Annotated in this window: 20 protein-coding genes; 13 read left to right on the forward strand and 7 right to left on the reverse strand. The window is 71.6% G+C overall.

What is annotated here, in order from left to right; all coding sequences use genetic code 11:
* Nucleotides 1-1,094, forward strand: a 1,094-nt coding sequence (gene efeB, locus H5J29_RS04590) for an iron uptake transporter deferrochelatase/peroxidase subunit (RefSeq protein WP_181779643.1), incomplete at its 5' end; no start/stop codon positions are given.
* A 133-nt stretch (nucleotides 1,095-1,227) separates the two neighbouring features.
* Here the strand turns inward: efeB and H5J29_RS04595 are convergent.
* Entirely contained in the window at nucleotides 1,228-1,446 is a 219-nt protein-coding gene (locus H5J29_RS04595; protein ID WP_181779644.1) for a lysozyme family protein, read from the reverse strand.
* Between the two features lie 117 nt (nucleotides 1,447-1,563).
* Between H5J29_RS04595 and H5J29_RS04600 the strand changes: the two genes are divergently transcribed.
* From H5J29_RS04600 to phoU (H5J29_RS04615), 4 genes are all read left to right on the forward strand, one after another.
* Nucleotides 1,564-2,826, forward strand: a complete 1,263-nt coding sequence (locus tag H5J29_RS04600) for an LCP family protein (protein ID WP_181779645.1) — start codon at nucleotides 1,564-1,566, stop codon at nucleotides 2,824-2,826.
* Nucleotides 2,827-2,906: 80 nt separating this feature from the next.
* Nucleotides 2,907-3,563, forward strand: a complete 657-nt coding sequence (gene phoU, locus H5J29_RS04605; protein ID WP_181779646.1) for a phosphate signaling complex protein PhoU — start codon at nucleotides 2,907-2,909, stop codon at nucleotides 3,561-3,563.
* Between the two features lie 41 nt (nucleotides 3,564-3,604).
* The gene (locus tag H5J29_RS04610) at nucleotides 3,605-3,820 is read left to right on the forward strand and encodes a dodecin (protein ID WP_181779662.1); all 216 of its coding nucleotides are present in this window, start codon (nucleotides 3,605-3,607) and stop codon (nucleotides 3,818-3,820) included.
* Nucleotides 3,821-3,886: 66 nt separating this feature from the next.
* Nucleotides 3,887-4,546, forward strand: coding sequence for a phosphate signaling complex protein PhoU (gene phoU / locus H5J29_RS04615; RefSeq protein ID WP_181779647.1), 660 nt, complete (start codon nucleotides 3,887-3,889; stop codon nucleotides 4,544-4,546).
* A 78-nt stretch (nucleotides 4,547-4,624) separates the two neighbouring features.
* Here phoU (H5J29_RS04615) and pstB read toward each other — a convergent pair whose 3' ends face one another.
* The 6 genes from pstB to H5J29_RS04645 form a co-directional block, all read right to left on the reverse strand.
* Nucleotides 4,625-5,404, reverse strand: a complete 780-nt coding sequence (pstB, locus tag H5J29_RS04620) for a phosphate ABC transporter ATP-binding protein PstB (RefSeq protein WP_181779648.1) — start codon at nucleotides 5,402-5,404, stop codon at nucleotides 4,625-4,627.
* 12 nt (nucleotides 5,405-5,416) lie between these two features.
* The gene (gene pstA, locus H5J29_RS04625) at nucleotides 5,417-6,517 is read right to left on the reverse strand and encodes a phosphate ABC transporter permease PstA (RefSeq protein ID WP_181779649.1); all 1,101 of its coding nucleotides are present in this window, start codon (nucleotides 6,515-6,517) and stop codon (nucleotides 5,417-5,419) included.
* Nucleotides 6,517-7,467 (reverse strand): phosphate ABC transporter permease subunit PstC, encoded by a 951-nt coding sequence (gene pstC, locus H5J29_RS04630; RefSeq protein WP_181779650.1) that lies wholly within the window; start codon nucleotides 7,465-7,467, stop codon nucleotides 6,517-6,519. Before pstC ends, pstA begins: the two co-directional genes overlap by 1 nt.
* 109 nt (nucleotides 7,468-7,576) lie before the next feature.
* Nucleotides 7,577-8,686, reverse strand: a complete 1,110-nt coding sequence (gene pstS / locus H5J29_RS04635; protein ID WP_181779651.1) for a phosphate ABC transporter substrate-binding protein PstS — start codon at nucleotides 8,684-8,686, stop codon at nucleotides 7,577-7,579.
* Nucleotides 8,687-8,907: 221 nt separating this feature from the next.
* The gene (gene mshD / locus H5J29_RS04640; protein ID WP_312858057.1) at nucleotides 8,908-9,792 is read right to left on the reverse strand and encodes a mycothiol synthase; all 885 of its coding nucleotides are present in this window, start codon (nucleotides 9,790-9,792) and stop codon (nucleotides 8,908-8,910) included.
* Between the two features lie 89 nt (nucleotides 9,793-9,881).
* Complete coding sequence (locus tag H5J29_RS04645) at nucleotides 9,882-10,655, reverse strand: winged helix-turn-helix transcriptional regulator (protein WP_181779653.1); 774 nt, start codon at nucleotides 10,653-10,655, stop codon at nucleotides 9,882-9,884.
* 369 nt (nucleotides 10,656-11,024) lie between these two features.
* On the opposite strand from H5J29_RS04645, the gene H5J29_RS04650 reads away from it, so the two are divergent.
* The 8 genes from H5J29_RS04650 to H5J29_RS04680 all read left to right on the forward strand — a co-directional run bounded on the left by H5J29_RS04650 (nucleotide 11,025) and on the right by H5J29_RS04680 (nucleotide 14,970).
* Nucleotides 11,025-11,819 carry an LmeA family phospholipid-binding protein gene (locus H5J29_RS04650; protein WP_181779654.1) on the forward strand — a complete coding sequence of 265 codons (795 nt, stop codon included), beginning with the start codon at nucleotides 11,025-11,027 and terminating at the stop codon, nucleotides 11,817-11,819.
* Between the two features lie 43 nt (nucleotides 11,820-11,862).
* Nucleotides 11,863-12,291, forward strand: a complete 429-nt coding sequence (locus H5J29_RS04655) for a thioredoxin family protein (protein ID WP_181779655.1) — start codon at nucleotides 11,863-11,865, stop codon at nucleotides 12,289-12,291.
* Nucleotides 12,292-12,314: 23 nt separating this feature from the next.
* Complete coding sequence (locus tag H5J29_RS36460; RefSeq protein ID WP_376768502.1) at nucleotides 12,315-12,428, forward strand: Ms5788A family Cys-rich leader peptide; 114 nt, start codon at nucleotides 12,315-12,317, stop codon at nucleotides 12,426-12,428.
* A 35-nt stretch (nucleotides 12,429-12,463) separates the two neighbouring features.
* Entirely contained in the window at nucleotides 12,464-12,925 is a 462-nt protein-coding gene (locus H5J29_RS04660; RefSeq protein WP_181779656.1) for a DUF4395 domain-containing protein, read from the forward strand.
* 55 nt (nucleotides 12,926-12,980) lie between these two features.
* Entirely contained in the window at nucleotides 12,981-13,817 is an 837-nt protein-coding gene (locus tag H5J29_RS04665; protein WP_181779657.1) for a sulfurtransferase, read from the forward strand.
* On the forward strand, nucleotides 13,817-14,116 hold the full coding sequence (locus H5J29_RS04670) for a DUF1416 domain-containing protein (RefSeq protein ID WP_181779658.1): 300 nt from the start codon (nucleotides 13,817-13,819) through the stop codon (nucleotides 14,114-14,116). The genes H5J29_RS04665 and H5J29_RS04670 overlap by 1 nt, the downstream gene beginning before the upstream one ends.
* Nucleotides 14,117-14,194: 78 nt before the next feature.
* Nucleotides 14,195-14,353: a hypothetical protein gene (locus H5J29_RS04675; RefSeq protein ID WP_181779659.1), complete on the forward strand. Its 159-nt coding sequence runs from the start codon at nucleotides 14,195-14,197 to the stop codon at nucleotides 14,351-14,353.
* Entirely contained in the window at nucleotides 14,350-14,970 is a 621-nt protein-coding gene (locus tag H5J29_RS04680; protein WP_181779660.1) for a heme-binding beta-barrel domain-containing protein, read from the forward strand. The genes H5J29_RS04675 and H5J29_RS04680 overlap by 4 nt, the downstream gene beginning before the upstream one ends.
* Nucleotides 14,971-15,285: the final 315 nt, after the last annotated feature.

The raw sequence follows: 15,285 nt of genomic DNA on the forward strand, positions 1-15,285 counted from the left end.
GCCGGGTCGGCGTCGTGCCGTTCCGGGACACCCACCAGGCCGGGATCGTCACGCCCGCGCAGGACCGGCTGCACTTCGTCGCGATGGACCTGACCAGCACGGACCGCGCCGAGGTCCAGCGGATGCTGCAGAAGTGGACCACGGCGGCCGAGCGGATGACACTCGGCGAGGAGACCGCCGAGAACGGCGCGGTGGGGCTCAACAAGTACGCCCCGCCCGCGGACACCGGCGAGGCGCTCGGGCTGCCCGCTGCCTCGCTCACGCTGACCGTCGGGTTCGGGGCGTCGTTCTTCGAGAAGCTGGGGATGCCGGTGCCGCCCGGGCTCGCGCCCCTGCCGACCTTCACCGGGGACCAGCTCGACCCCGCGAAGTCCGGCGGGGACGTCTGCGTGCAGGCCTGCGCGGACGACCCCCAGGTCGCGGTGCACGCCATCCGCAACCTCGTCCGGATGGGCTTCGGGACGGCGTCGGTGCGCTGGTCGCAGCTCGGCTTCGGCCGCACGTCGTCGACGTCGACCGCCCAGCAGACGCCGCGGAACCTGTTCGGCTTCAAGGACGGCACGAACAACCTCAAGGCCGAGGAGCCGGACCTGCTGGACCAGCACGTCTGGGTCTCGGAGGGGCCGGACTGGCTGGTCGGCGGCACGTACCTGGTGGCGCGGCGGATCCGGATGCACATCGAGATCTGGGACCGGACCTCGCTCGACGAGCAGGAGCAGATCGTCGGGCGGACGAAGGGTGTCGGGAACGCCTTCGGGCAGACCGGCGAGTTCGACCTCGCGAACTTCTCCGGGCCGGACATCCCGGTCGACGCCCACATCCGGCTGGCGTCCGCGGAGTCGCTGAAGGGGGTCAAGATCCTCCGGCGCGGCTACAACTTCGTCGACGGGTCCGACGGGACCGGGCGGCTCGACGCGGGCCTGTTCTTCCTGGCCTTCATGAACAACCCGCAGACCCACTTCGTGCCGATGCAGAGCGCCCTGGCCCGCAACGACAAGATGATGGAGTACCTGGAGCACAACGGCTCCGCGGTCTTCGCCGTCCCCCCGGGCCTCGGCCCCGGCCAGTACTGGGCCCAGTCCCTCTTCACCTGACCCGCGAGTCCCACACTTTCGACGCGCGAGTCGGACATCCCAACCCGCGAGTCCCACACTTTCGACGCGCGAGTCGGACATCCCGACGCGGTCACGAGCGGCTCGTCGGGCCACGGTCGTCAGGCCACGGTCGTCACGCCGCGGTCGAGGCGTAGCGGTCCGCGGCCGCCCACACCCGCTGGGCGTAGTCGACGGAGCGGTTGTAGGCCAGGACGCCGTCCCACCAGCCGCTCCCGGCGGTGACGTCTCGGTCCGCGGAGCAGAGATAGGCCGCGGCAGCGCGTGCGGCGGCGTCGACGTCCTGCGGATCCCCGTCGCCGAACCGCTCCCAGGTCTCGGGCAGGAACTGCATCGGCCCGACGGCACGGTCGTAGGTCGCGTCCCCGTCCAGCCTGCCGCCGTCGGTGTCGACGATCTCGCGGGTGCCGCTGCCGCCGTCGAGGGCGATCCCGACGATCGGACCCGGTGGATGGACTCCACGATCCGCACGGTCGCCGCGCTCGACCCGGACACCGGCGTCGTCGACGCGACCGCGCAGGCAGGCGACGAGAACCTGCTGCTTCTCGGCACGGCCTCGGGCACCTCCGGCACCGCAGGATCCGCGGGATCCGCGGGATCCGCGGACCGGGCCGACACCCTCATGCTCACCCACGTCCCCGCGGACGGCAGCCGGACCGTCGCCGTGTCCTTCCCGCTCGGGCTGGAGATCAACCGGCCGCCGTGCCCGCGCTGGGACCCCGCGGCCGCCGCCTACCTCGACGAGACGGTCCCCGCGGAGACCCGGACCCCGCTGTCGTCGGCCTACCGGGTCGGCGGCCCCAGCTGCCTGGTCCGCACGGTTCAGCAGCTCACGGGCATGGCGGTGACCCGGTTCGTGGCGCTGGACCTGCCGGGCATCGCGGGGATGGTCGACGCGGTCGGCGGCGTGGAGATGTGCCTCGAACGCCCCGTTCGCACGGAGGACAGCACGGTCCCCGCGGGCACCTCGCGGCTCGACGGCGACCAGGCCGTCGCGGTCGCCGCGGCCCCCGAGCCCGGTGACACCGCGGTCGCCCAGGTGCACCGCCAGCAGCGCCTGCTCGCCGCCGTCTTCGGCGAGGCGCTGTCCACCTCCACCCTGCTGTCCCCGCTCGCGACCCGGGACTTCGCGGGCGCCCTCGGCCGCAGCATGCTGGCCGACGACACCGGCGTGCAGGACCTCCTGCGCCTCACCTCCGCGCTCACCGCCCCGCAGGGCGCGGGCCTGGTTCCGCTCCCCGTCGGCTCCGTGCCGAACACCCGCGGCAACCTCGACCTGCGAGACCAGGAGTCCGCCCGGCTGTTCGCCGCGCTGCGCAAGCACGAGCCGCTCCCGGAGGTCAGCACCCCGGTGGCGACCGCGTCGGGTCCGGAGCCGGGGGACGTGACCGTCAACGTGCTGAACGCCGCGGACCGGGCCGGGCTCGCGGGGCAGGTCGGCGGCAGCCTGCGTTCGCTCGGGTTCGGCGTCGGCGAGGTCGGCAACGCGGCGGAGCCGAGTGCGGACACGCTCGTGCGCTTCTCCCCCGACCGGGCGGACGCCGCTGAGCTGCTCGGACGCGTCGTGCCCGCCGCGCGGCTGGTCCAGGACCCGGCCGGATCGGGCACGCTCCAGCTCGTGCTGGGTACCGCGTTCGACGGCACCGTGCGTGCTCCCGTGAGTGGCGAGAACACCGCGGACACCGCCGCCGATGACCCCGTGAGCTGCGGCTGAGCACCTTGCGCCACCGAGCGTTCATCCTCGGTTCACGTCCTGCTGCTGTGCGTCCCACCGCTCCCCTCTAGGCTCAGACCATGCGCGACGCCTATACCGAGCAGCTCGACGAGCTCGCGGGCGCCCTGGCCGGAATGTGCAGCGACGTCGCCGCCGCGATGGAGAAGGCGACCCGCGCCCTGCTGGAGGCGGACCTCAAGCTGGCCGAGGAGGTCATCGACGAGGACATCAAGATCGATGAGATCCGGCACACGGCGGAGGAGCAGGCGTTCGCGCTGCTCGTCCTGCAGGCGCCGGTGGCCACCGACCTCCGGATCGTCGTCTCGGCGATCCACGGTGCGGCCGACATCGAGCGGATGGGTGACCTCGCGCTGCACGTCGCGCAGGCCGCGCGCCGCAGGCACCCGCAGGCCGTGCTGCCGGAGGAGATCGCGCCGTACTTCGCCGAGATGGGCCGGATCGGCGTCGCGCTCGCCCGCAAGGCGGTGGACGTGATCAACAGTCGCGACCTGGCCGCCGCCGCGCAGCTCGAGGCGGACGACGACGCGATGGACGACCTCCACAGGCACATGTTCACCGTGCTGATGGACCGGAACTGGAACCACGGCGTCGAGGCGGCGGTGGACGTCACGCTGCTGGCCCGGTTCTACGAGCGGTACGCGGACCACGCCGTGGCCGTCGCGCGGCGCATCGTCTACGTCGTCACCGGACAGATGCCGGGTCCGCTCTCCGTGTGACGGCGACGTTTCGGCGCAGCGTCGTCCGGGCACACAGGACCATGGCCAACGACCATGTGTACCGCGTGACCGAGATCGTCGGAACCTCCACGGACGGCGTCGACGCCGCCATCCGCAACGGTGTGGAGCGGGCGTCGAAGACGTTGCGCGAGCTGGACTGGTTCGAGGTCACGGAGATCCGCGGCCACCTTCAGGAGGGCTCCGTCGAGTACTTCCAGGTGGGCCTCAAGGTCGGCTTCCGGCTCGACGACGACTGACCCCGTTCATCGACCGTTCATCCTCTCCGGGAGGCCGAGCGACCGCGCCTTTCGTACTCTGACCAGGTGCGTCGGGAGACCCTTGAGGAGAACATCGCCTCGCTGCAGGCGATGCTCGGCGAACTCGCCGAGTCGGTGGCGGCGGCCTTCCGTTCCGCCACGACAGCACTCCTCGACGGCAGGCTGCGGATGGCCGAGCGGGTGATCGAGGGCGATCCCGCCATCGACGACCTGCGCGCCCGCATCGAGGCGCTGGCCACCGAGACCATCACGATCTTCGCGCCCGTCGGTCCGGACATGCGGACCGTCGTGGCCGCCATTCAGTCGGCGCACGAGCTGGAGCGGATGGGTGACCTCGCCCAGCACGTCGCGGAGGCGGCCCGGCGACGGGCCCCGCACTCCGTGGTCCCGGCCGTGGCGCACGAGCTGTTCACCGAGTTCAGCGGCGCGGCGATCGCGATGGTCGCCAAGTCCGCCGCCGTGCTGCGCACCCGCAACGTGATCCTCGCGCTCGAGCTCGAGGGGGACGACGACCGCGTCGACGCGCTGCACGCCGAGCTGTTCGCCCTGATGTTCGGCGAGCGGTGGACCTGCGGCATCCCTGCCGCGGTGGACCTGACCCTGCTGGCCCGCTTCTACGAGCGGATCGCCGACCACGCCGTCGCGTTGGCCGAGCGCACCGTGTTCGTGGTGACCGGCCGACACCCCGAGGCCCTGCAACTGTAGAACCGCATTATGGAGCCACAACTGTCGTTCGGAGGCCCGAAAACGACAGTTGTGGCTCCATAATGCGTGCCTTGGGGGTCAGCCGAAGCGGCCGGACACGTAGTCCTCGGTGGCCTTCTGCTTGGGCTGGCTGAAGATCGTCTTGGTCTCGTCCATCTCGACGAGCTTGCCGGGCTTGCCGGTGCCCTCGATGTTGAAGAAGCCGGTGAAGTCGCTGACCCGCGCCGCCTGCTGCATGTTGTGGGTCACGATGACGATCGTGTACTCGTTCTTCAGCTCGTTGATCAGGTCCTCGATCGCGAGCGTGGAGATGGGGTCCAGCGCCGAGCACGGCTCGTCCATGAGCAGCACGTCCGGCTGCACCGCGATCGCGCGGGCGATGCAGAGCCGCTGCTGCTGGCCACCGGACAGGCCCGAGCCGGGCTTGTCCAGCCGGTCCTTGACCTCGTTCCACAGGTTCGCGCCGCGCAGCGAGCGCTCCACCGTGTCGTCGAACTCCGCCTTCTTGGCCTTCTTGTTGTTCAGCCTCATGCCCGCGATCACGTTGTCGTAGATCGACATCGTGGGGAACGGGTTCGGCCGCTGGAAGACCATGCCGATCTGACGGCGCACGATCACCGGGTCCATGCCGGGGCCGTAGAGGTCCTGCCCGTCGAGCTCGAGCCTGCCCTCGACGTGGGCGCCCGCGATGACCTCGTGCATGCGGTTGATGGAACGGAGGAAGGTCGACTTGCCGCAGCCGGACGGCCCGATCAGGGCCGTGACCGTCTTCTTCTTGATCGACATGTTGACGCCCTCGACGGCGCGGAAGGACCCGTAGTAGATGTTGAGGTCCTTGGCCTCGATGTTCTTGCTCATGTTGTCCAGTCCTCAGCGAGTCTTCGGCGCGAACGCGCGGGAGATGATCCGGGCGATGATGTTGAGCAGCATGACGATCACCATCAGGACGAGCGCCGCGGTCCACGCCCGGTCCAGGAAGGGCTCACGCGGGATGCCCGGGGCCACGTAGGAGTAGTAGGCGAAGACCGGGAGCGTGGCCATGCGGTCGTCGAACGGGTTGAGGTTCACGCCCGTGGTGATGCCGACGGCGATCAGCAGCGGCGCCGTCTCGCCGATGACCCGGGCGATGGCGAGCGTGATGCCGGTGGCGATGCCACCCGCCGTCGTCGGGATGACGATCTTGAGGATCGTCTTCCACTTGGGGACGCCGAGTGCGTATGAGGCCTCGCGCAGCTCGTTCGGGACGATCTTGAGCATCTCCTCGGTGGAGCGCACCACGATCGGGATCATGAGCACCGTCAGCGCGACGGCGCCCGCGAAGCCCATGCGCACACCGGGGCCGACGATCAGCGCGAACAGCGCGTAGGCGAACAGGCCCGCGACGATCGACGGGATGCCCGTCATGACGTCGACGAAGAAGGTGATGGCCCGCGCCAGCCTGCCCTTGCCGTACTCGACCAGGTAGACGGCCGTGAGCATGCCGATCGGGATCGACATGAGGGCGGCCAGGGCGGTGATGATCAGCGTGCCGAGGATGGCGTGGTAGGCACCGCCGCCCTCCCCGACGACGCCGCGCATCGAGTTCGTGAAGAAGGCGGCGTCGAAGCGGGCGACACCGTTCGAGATGACCGTCCAGATCACCGAGACGAGCGGGATCATCGCGATGGCGAAGGCCGAGCCCACCACGACGGTCACCAGGCGGTCGGTGGCCTTGCGGGGGCCCTCGACGACCCGCGAGATGACGTACGTGGCGACGGCGAACAGCACGACCGTGAGGAAGACCCACAGCCCGATGCTGAAGCCGGTGGCGGCGAGGATGCCGCCGACCACCACCGCCGACGCGGCGAGGATGCCCCACGCCGTCCCCTTGGGCAGGCTCCCCTGCACCTTGGGCAGCAGCTCCGGCGTGGCCGGGATGTCGAGCTCGGGTCCCTGCGTCTCGAGGTCGTTGCGTTCGGTTCCGGTGGACATCAGTTCGCTCCGGAGAACTCGCTGCGACGGTTGACGATGTAGCGGGCGATCATGTTGACCGCCAGGGTGACCACGAAGAGCACGAGGCCGGAGGCGATCAGCACGTTCACGCCGAGGCCCGAGGCCTCCGGGAACTGCAGGGCGATGTTGGCCGCGATCGAGCTGGGGTTGCCCGAGCTGACCAGGTTGAAGGTGACCACGCCGGAGACCGAGAGCACGATCGCCACGGCCATCGTCTCGCCGAGCGCGCGGCCGAGGCCGAGCATGGCGCCCGAGACGAGTCCGGAGCGGCCGAAGGGCAGCACGGCCATCTTGATCATCTCCCAGCGGGTGGCGCCGAGGGCCAGTGCGGCCTCCTCGTGCAGCCGCGGGGCCTGCAGGAAGACCTCGCGGGCCACGGCGGTGATGATCGGCAGGATCATGACGGCGAGCACGAGGCCGGTGACGAGCATCGTGCGGCCGGTGGCCGAGACCGGGCCCGCGAAGAGCGGGATCCAGCCGAGGTAGGTGTTCAGCCAGGTCATCAGGCCCACCGAGGCGGGGGCCAGGACACCCACGCCCCACAGGCCGTAGACGATCGAGGGCACGGCGGCGAGCAGGTCGACCAGGTAGCCGAGGCCCTGCGCGATCCGGCGCGGGGCGTAGTGGCTGATGAACAACGCGACGCCCACGGCGAGCGGCGTGGCCACGACCAGGGCGATCACCGCGCTGAGCAGCGTGCCGAACAGCAGCGGCCAGATGTAGAGGAGGAGGTTCTGCTCCCCGGGGAGATCCTCGGCGGGCGCGACGATCGCCGGGAAGGCCTCCGTGAGGAGGAAGGCGGCGACGCCCGCGAGGACGACGAGGATCAGGATTCCCGCGCCCTTCGCCGATCCGGCGAAGATGCGGTCGCCCAGCTGCGTGACCGGTTTGGCGGTGCGCGGCTCGGGCCGGACTTCGGTTGTGGTCACGACATTCCCTCGTGGCTGGGCGGGCGGGGGGCCGACGGTCGGAGACCCCGGTCGCCGTCACGGGCGTGTGACGGCGGCCGGGGCCCCTACCGCATGTGCAGCAGCGGGGTCAGCCCGCGGCCTTGATACCGCCGATGACCGGCGTGATCTGCTGGCGCAGCGTGTCGGACAGCGGCGCCGAGCCTGCGGCCGTCGCGGCGGCCTGCTGGCCCTCCGGGCTCACGACGTAGGTGAGGAACGCCTTGACCAGGTCCGCCTGGGCGGCGTCCGGGTACTGGGGGCAGGCGAGCAGGTACGAGACCAGGACGATCGGGTAGGTGTCCGGGGCCGTCGGCGTGCGGTTCACCTCGAAGGCGAACGAGGTGTCGCCCTGACCGGCGACCCGCTCCGACTCCTCGAGGACCTTGGCGGCGGCCTCCGGCGTGGGGCCGACGTAGTCCGCGCCGACCTTGACGTTGACCTTGCCGAGCTGACCGGCCTGGCTGGCGTCGGCGTAGCCGATGGTGCCGTTGCCGCCGGTCACGGCGCCGATGACGCCCGAGGTGCCCTGCGCGGCCTCGCCACCCTGGACCGGCCACTCGCCGTCGGCCTCGTGCGGCCAGGCCTCCGGGGCGGCGGCCTTGAGGTACTCGGTGAAGTTCTCGGTGGTGCCCGACTCGTCCGAGCGGTTGACCGGGGTGATCGGCGAGGCCGGGAGGGCGACACCGGGGTTGTCCGCGGCGATGGCCGGGTCGTTCCACGTGGTGATCTTGCGGTCGAAGATCCCGGCGATGGTGGCGGGCGAGAGGTTCAGATTGCTGACGCCGTCGAGCTTGTAGACCACGGCGATCGGCGAGACGTAGTTCGGGACCTCGATCACCGAGCCGCCGCAGCGGGTGCGGGCCGCCTCGAGCTGGGCGTCCTTGAGGTAGGCGTCCGAGCCGGCGAAGGCGGTGCCGCCCTCGACGAACTGGGTGCGGCCGCCGCCGGAGCCGACCGGGTCGTAGTTGACCGTGGCCCCGCCGTTGGCACCGGTGAACCCGGCGATCCAGGCCTGCATCGCGGCCTGCTGGGAGCTGGCGCCCGCGCCGGAGATGGTGCCGGACACCGAGGAGTCCGTCGCACCGCCCGTCGACGAGCCTCCTTCGTTCGCCGCGCCACAGCCGGCGAGGAAGAGGGCACCGGTGGCGGCGACGCCGACGGCGGCCACGCGGGCGCGGCTCGGGCGAATGGTCTTCACTACAGGTTCCTCCGTGGTTCGGATTCGGCCGAGGCCGGCCTTCGTGCGGCCGTCTCGGCCGTTCGGCGAGGAACGCTAAGCGGGCGTGGTGGACGCCCGACCCACGGAAGATGAACGTGGAATGAACACGTCGCCCGGAGGAATGACGGTCATCCGGCGGCTGCCGGAGCGTGACGGGACCGTGATCAGGTCGGACACGGCCCGTGTCCGGTCGGTCGCGGTCAGCCGCGGTGGTACATCACGTCGGCGGTGTGCACGCCGAAGCCGAGCTTCTCGTACACGCGCACGGCGGGCGCGTTGTCCGACTCCACGTACAGCAGGACGGTGTCCAGGCCGCGCTCCGCGAGGTGGTGCAGGCCGGCCAGCGTGAGCACCCGGCCCAGACCCTTGCCGTGAGCTGCGGGATCCACGCCCAGCACGTAGACCTCGCCCATCGACGGGTCGGTGGGCGTGGCGGGGTGCACCTTGGTCCAGTGGTAGCCCAGCAGGGTGCCCTGCTCGTCGACCGCGAGGAGGAAACCGGCCGGGTCGAACCACTCCTCGGCCTCGCGTGCGGTCACCTGGTCCTCGCTCCAGCCGCCCTGTTCGGGGTGCCAGGCGAACGCGGCGTTGTTCACCCGCAGGAACTCGGCCTCGTCCTGGCCGACCACGAACGGGCGGAGGGTGACGCCCTCGGGCACGGAGAGTGCGGGCAGCGACCCGGCCTCGGGGGTGCGGCGCATCTGCCAGAGCACGCGGTTGCGGGTGAGCCCGTGGGCGGCGGCGAGCGCCGCGGCGGCGGGGAGGTCCCCGTGGGCCCACACGTCGAGCTCGGGGGCCCGTTCGAGCAGCCCGGCGAGCAGGGCGGCGCCGACACCACGGCGGCGGTGGTCCGGGTGCACCACGAGCTCGGCGGAGGTCCGGTCCAGCTGCGCGTACCCGACGACGGCGCCGTCGGCCTCGGCGAGCAGGTGCACCACGCGGGGGCGGGCCCGGCCGTTGAGGTTGATGAGGAACTGCTCCGAGAGCGGCTCCCGGCCGTCGAGCGCGGTGGCCGCCTCGGCCAGGGCGCGCACGGCCTGCGCGCTCGCGGGATCGACCTCGGCCACGGTCCGCACAGCACTCACGACACCGACCCTACCCGCGCCCGGATGCACGAACGGCACTCTCGCTCAGGAGGTGTGAGCGGGAGTGCCGTCGTGGGCGGAGAGGTGGGTCAGTTCATCTCGGCGTGCAGGCCGCGCAGCGAGGTTCGGTCGCCGTCGTCCTCCCCGTCGTCCGACGTGTCGTCGGACAGACCGCCGGCGGGTACGCCCAGCCCGGCACGGCCGGGACGGACGAACTTGTAGCCGACGTTGCGCACGGTGCCGATCATCTGCTCGTGCTCGGGGCCGAGCTTGGCGCGCAGCCGCCGGACGTGCACGTCCACGGTGCGGGTGCCACCGAAGAAGTCGTAGCCCCAGACCTCCTGCAGCAGCTGGGCGCGGGTGAACACCCGGCCCGCGTGCTGCGCGAGGTACTTGAGCAGCTCGAACTCCTTGTAGGTGAGCTCGAGCAGCCTGCCGCGCAGTCGGGCGGCGTAGGTGGCCTCGTCGATCACGAGCTCACCCAGCACCAGCGCACCGCCCGCGCTCGCCGCGTCCGCCCCCGGGCGGGACTTCAGCAGCCGCAGCCGCGCGTCGACCTCCGCCGGGCCTGCCGACGGGAGCAGGATCTCGTCGACCACCCACTCACCGGAGACGGCCACCAGGCCGCCTTCGTTGAGCACGGCGATGACGGGGACGTCGGTCCCGGTGCTGCCCAGCAGGCGACACAGGCTCCGCGCCGCGACCAGGTCGGATCGCGCATCGACCAGGACCGCGTCGTGGGGCCCCGCGTCGAGCAGGGCGGCCACCTCGGGTGCGGCCGTCCGGACACCGTGCGGGAGCAGGGTCAGCGCGGGGAGCACGGACCCGGGGTCCGCGTCCGCTGTCAGCAGTAGCAGTTCCACCGCTGCCTCCTCTCCACCGGAGAGATCGCGGACGCCACGCCCGGCGTCCGTCGATTCTGGTCACGGTGGGCGACGGCGACCTCCGCTTGCACCACGCGACCCGGCGGGTCCGTCACGCGGATCGGTCAAGAATAGACAAGACGAGGCGCGGAACACGACCCTCGGGACCCAGCTCACGCCGATCGGCGGGCCCGTGCGCTGCAGGAACGCCGCAGCGTCACGGCCGCCGTCACCCGTCCGGACCGTCGCGATCATGGCGCTTACCTGCGGATCGATGCGGCATCACCCCCCGTGCCCGGGTCCCGGTGCACGTCGTCGGAGTGCGGGTCTCTAGGTTGGCGAGTCGCGTCACGCTTTCCGGAGGACACTGTGCTGAAACGCCTGATCGTCGCGGTGCTGGTGCTCGCCGGGGTGCTGGTGGCCGCGGACTACGCCGCCGCGGCGGCCGCCGAGTCGGTCGTGTCCCGGCAGCTGCGGGACCGTCTCGGCCTGGCGGACGACCCCAACGTCCGGATCAACGGCTTCCCCTTCCTCACCCAGGCGGTGGCGGGCGAGTACGGCTCGATCGAGCTCACCGCCGAGCGACTGAAGGTGGGCGACCTGCAGAGCGTCCAGCTCCGGGCCCAGCTGCGGGACGTGGAGGCGCCGCTCTCCGGCCTGCTGGGGTCCGGGACGCCCGGGCTGCGGGTCGGCACGGCCGAGGGCTCGGTGCGGGTCGGCACGGACGACCTGGGCCGGATGCTGCCCGGCGTCGAGCGGCTGTCGCTGGGCAACGTCGACGCCAACGGCATCGCCGAGGCCATCGGCGACGGCGCCGATCCCGCCATGCGCGCGCTGGACCCCGAGTCGGTCGCCCGGATCGCGGGCGACGTGCCGCTGGGGAGCGAGACCGAGTCCGTCGTGGTGCTGGCGGAGCTGCAGGTCGCCGACGGCACCATGCGGATCGTGCCGCGGGACGTGCGCAGCTCCTCCGGGGACGCGCTGCCCGAGCCCGCCGCGGCCCTCGTCCGGGAGACCTTCGCCCTGCGGGTGGACCCGGGCGGCCTGCCGCTCGGGGTCGTGCCCACGGAGCTGCAGGTCCGCGACGGGTCGCTGGAGATCTCCGGGGAGACCGCGGACGTCGTGATCGGCGCGGCCCCCGCGGGCTCGACGGCCACCGGCTGAGCCCGCCGGGAACATCGCGGCGACGGCGCGGGTTGGCGGTGACGTGAGCGGTACCGGTCTCGTGGTCGTGCTCGCCGTGCTGGCCGTGGCCACCGCGGTGGGGTTCGTGCTCCGCAGCCGGTCCGGCCGCGTGCGCGAGGTGACGGAGCCGACCTCACCGAACGGATGGGTGCTGGCGGACGCGCGGCCCACTGCGGACGAGCGCGTGTTGCTGCTGCAGCTGTCCTCGCCGATCTGCACGCCGTGCAGGCAGACCGCCGCCATGCTCGACGCGCTGGCCGCGGCCGAGCCGGACGTCCGGCACGTGGAGATCGACGTGGCCGACCGGCCCGAGGTCGCCGTGGCCCTGTCGGTGCTGCGCACACCCACCACCGTCGGCTTCGACCGCACCGGCCGCGAGGTCCTGCGGATCTCGGGGGTGCCGCGGCACGCGGAGCTCACCGAGGCCCTCCACGGGGTACCGAGAGCGTGATCTGCGTCCATATCGTGGGACGCATGCGGAGTAACGTGCACGTTTCGGTTACCCTCGCCCCCGTGAACTGGCCGCTGACCCGACGCCGCGCAGTCGATCTGTGCCGCGTCGCAGGCTGCCTGTGTCGGGACTCCTGAACCCGTTCCCTCGAAGGACTATCCAGGAGAGACCCATGTCCACACCGGACAGCTCGGGCGACGCTGTGCGTCCGGCCGATCCGCCGCTGGACCCGCGCGGGGTGCGCTTCGCCGCGGCCGTGACCACCGTCGTGCTCGCGTTGGTCCTGGTCAGCGGTAGTGGCTGGCTGGCGGCCGCGCAGGCGCTGGTCTTCGCGCTCGCCGCGTTCGCAGGCATGCGCTTCGCCCCGTACGGCGTGCTCTACCGCAAGGCGATCGTGCCGCGGCTGGGTCCGCCCGCCGAGCGCGAGGAGGCGGCCCCGGTCCGGTTCAGCCAGACCGTCGGCTTCGTCTTCGCCGCACTGGGCGCGATCGGCTACCTCTCGGGGCTGACCGTGCTCGGGATCGTGGCCACGGCGTTCGCGCTGATGGCCGCGTTCCTCAACGCCGCCTTCGGCTTCTGCCTCGGCTGCGAAATGTACGGACTGCTCGCCCGCGTGCGCACCGCACGCGCCTGAGAACCCTGCACCGACTCTTTCACCGACTTTTCACCGACACACAGGAGTGACTGCAATGAGCCGCGAGGACGTCCTGGTCACCGCCGATTGGGCGGAGAAGAACCTGGGCACCGAGGGCGTCGTGTTCCTCGAGGTCGATGAGGACACCACCGCCTACGACGGCGGCCACCTCCCCGGTGCCGTCAAGATCAACTGGACCACCGAGCTGCAGGACGAGGTCCGCCGCGACATCCCGACGCAGGAGCAGTTCGGCGCCCTGCTGTCCGCCAAGGGCGTCAAGAACGACGACCTGGTCGTCCTGTACGGCGGCAACAACAACTGGTTCGCGGCGTACGCGTACTGGGAGTTCAAGCTGTACGGCCACGAGAACGTCAAGCTGCTCGACGGCGGGCGCAAGAAGTGGGAGCTCGACGGTCGCACGCTGACCACCGAGGTCGCCGACCGCACCGCCACCAGCTACTCGGCCAAGCCGGCCGACAACTCGATCCGCGCCCTGCGGGACGAGGTCGTCGCGGCGATCGACACCAAGAACCTGGTCGACGTCCGGTCGCCCGACGAGTTCTCCGGCAAGATCCTCGCGCCCGCCCACCTGCCGCAGGAGCAGTCGCAGCGGCCGGGGCACATCCCGTCGGCCATCAACATCCCGTGGTCGAAGGCGGCCAACGAGGACGGCACCTTCAAGTCGGACGAGGAGCTGACCGCGCTCTACGGCGAGGCGGGCTTCGACGCCGGCAAGTCGACCATCGCGTACTGCCGCATCGGCGAGCGTTCCTCGCACACGTGGTTCGTGCTGCGCGAGCTGCTCGGCCACGGTGACGTCAAGAACTACGACGGCAGCTGGACCGAGTACGGCTCGCTCATCGGTGTCCCGATCGAGCTGGGCGCCCACTGATGTGCGGCGCGCCTGACCAGGCCGTCGAGCTTCCTGCGGGGACGGACCTGACCAAGGAGACCGTGCTCACCGGGCGGGTCGTCGCGGGTGACGAGCCCGTCGGCGGCGCCTTCGTCCGGCTGCTGGACGGCACCGGCGAGTTCACCGCGGAGGTCGTGTCCTCGGCCTCCGGTGACTTCCGGTTCTTCGCCGCCCCCGGCACCTGGACCGTGCGGGCGCTGTCCCGGCGCGGCAACGGCGAGTCGGTGCTGACCCCGGCGAGCCCGGGCCTGCACCGCACGGAGATCGCCGTCGGCTGATCGTCTCGAGTCGCACCGCCCCGGCCACCGCGAGGTGTCCGGGGCGGTGTGCTGTGCACGGGACTATGCTCGCGCGCCGTGCACTGGTTCTTCACCGTGCTGCTGATCGCGGCGAGCGCGGGCACCGTCGCCTTCACCGGCGCCCTGCTACGGCGACTCTTCACGACCGCCCCCGACGCGGCCGCGGCACTCGCGGTCGCCCCGACCGAGGATCCCCCGGAGGAGCCCTCCGCATGACCGAACCCGACGTGCCCACCACGATCACCGGCCCGGCCAACGCCGCGCCGGACTCGCCGGAGCGCAACCGGCCGCAGTGGACGGACCTCCCGGTCCCGGACGACACCGCCAACCTCCGGCAGGGCCCGAGCCTGCACGACCAGTGTCTGGGGCTGTTGCCGCTGATCGGCGTGTGGCGCGGGACCGGCGAGGTCGTCTACCCGACGATCGACGGGCCGTTCCACTTCGGACAGCAGCTGGTGTTCGCCCACGACGGTCGGCCGTTCGTGTCCTACGAGGCCCGGGCCTGGCTGCTCGACGAGGACGGCGGCGTGATCCGCCAGGCCGCCCGTGAGACCGGTTTCTGGCGCCCGCAGCCGGACGGCTCGCTCGAGGTCCTGATCGCCCACGCCACCGGGATCATCGAGGCCTGGTTCGGCGAGAAGGGCGACCTGCGCTCCTGGCAGATCGAGACCGACGCCGTGGTCCGCACGCCGTCGGCCAAGGAGGTCACGGCCGCGCGGCGCCTCTACGGCCTGGTGAACCAGGGCGACCTCGCGTACGTGGACGAGCGGGCCATGGAGGGTCAGCCGCTGCAGCCGCACATGTCCGCCCTGCTGCACCGCGTCGCGGGCTGAGCCGGCGGTGTTGACGCTCTCAAGATCGCACGTTTCGTGCTCTCAGCGCGGCAAGATCGCTGGTTGCGTGCGCTCAGCGCTGTCGGCGCAGCGCTGAGAACACGCAACTCGCGATCTTCGCTGGGGGTCCGCCCGGCGCTGGGTCAGCGCTGCCGCGGCCTGGGCTCGCCGAGCATCTCGGTGACCTCGTCCGGGTGCAGGCCCGCGAGCTTCGCGACCTGGGCCGGGGACAACCCTGCGCCGGCGAGCCTGCGCACGACCACGCCCAGCTCCTGACGCTGCGCCCTCATCGCCTCCGCGAGCTTGGCCAGCTCC

Origin of the sequence: Pseudonocardia pini (assembly GCF_013870575.1) — a bacterium.
Classification (GTDB): domain Bacteria; phylum Actinomycetota; class Actinomycetes; order Mycobacteriales; family Pseudonocardiaceae; genus Pseudonocardia; species Pseudonocardia pini.

Bases quoted from the DNA above. Each gene is read 5' to 3' on its own strand.
- H5J29_RS04680 (WP_181779660.1), top strand. From the start codon at position 14,350: ATGACCGAACCCGACGTGCCCACCACGATCACCGGCCCGGCCAACGCC.
- H5J29_RS36460 (WP_376768502.1), top strand. From the start codon at position 12,315: ATGCGGAGTAACGTGCACGTTTCGGTTACCCTCGCCCCCGTGAACTGG.
- H5J29_RS04610 (WP_181779662.1), top strand. From the start codon at position 3,605: ATGGCCAACGACCATGTGTACCGCGTGACCGAGATCGTCGGAACCTCC.
- H5J29_RS04595 (WP_181779644.1), bottom strand. From the start codon at position 1,446: ATGCAGTTCCTGCCCGAGACCTGGGAGCGGTTCGGCGACGGGGATCCG.
- H5J29_RS04660 (WP_181779656.1), top strand. From the start codon at position 12,464: ATGTCCACACCGGACAGCTCGGGCGACGCTGTGCGTCCGGCCGATCCG.
- phoU (WP_181779646.1), top strand. From the start codon at position 2,907: ATGCGCGACGCCTATACCGAGCAGCTCGACGAGCTCGCGGGCGCCCTG.
- H5J29_RS04665 (WP_181779657.1), top strand. From the start codon at position 12,981: ATGAGCCGCGAGGACGTCCTGGTCACCGCCGATTGGGCGGAGAAGAAC.
- pstB (WP_181779648.1), bottom strand. From the start codon at position 5,404: ATGAGCAAGAACATCGAGGCCAAGGACCTCAACATCTACTACGGGTCC.
- H5J29_RS04600 (WP_181779645.1), top strand. From the start codon at position 1,564: ATGGACTCCACGATCCGCACGGTCGCCGCGCTCGACCCGGACACCGGC.
- H5J29_RS04670 (WP_181779658.1), top strand. From the start codon at position 13,817: ATGTGCGGCGCGCCTGACCAGGCCGTCGAGCTTCCTGCGGGGACGGAC.
- pstA (WP_181779649.1), bottom strand. From the start codon at position 6,517: ATGTCCACCGGAACCGAACGCAACGACCTCGAGACGCAGGGACCCGAG.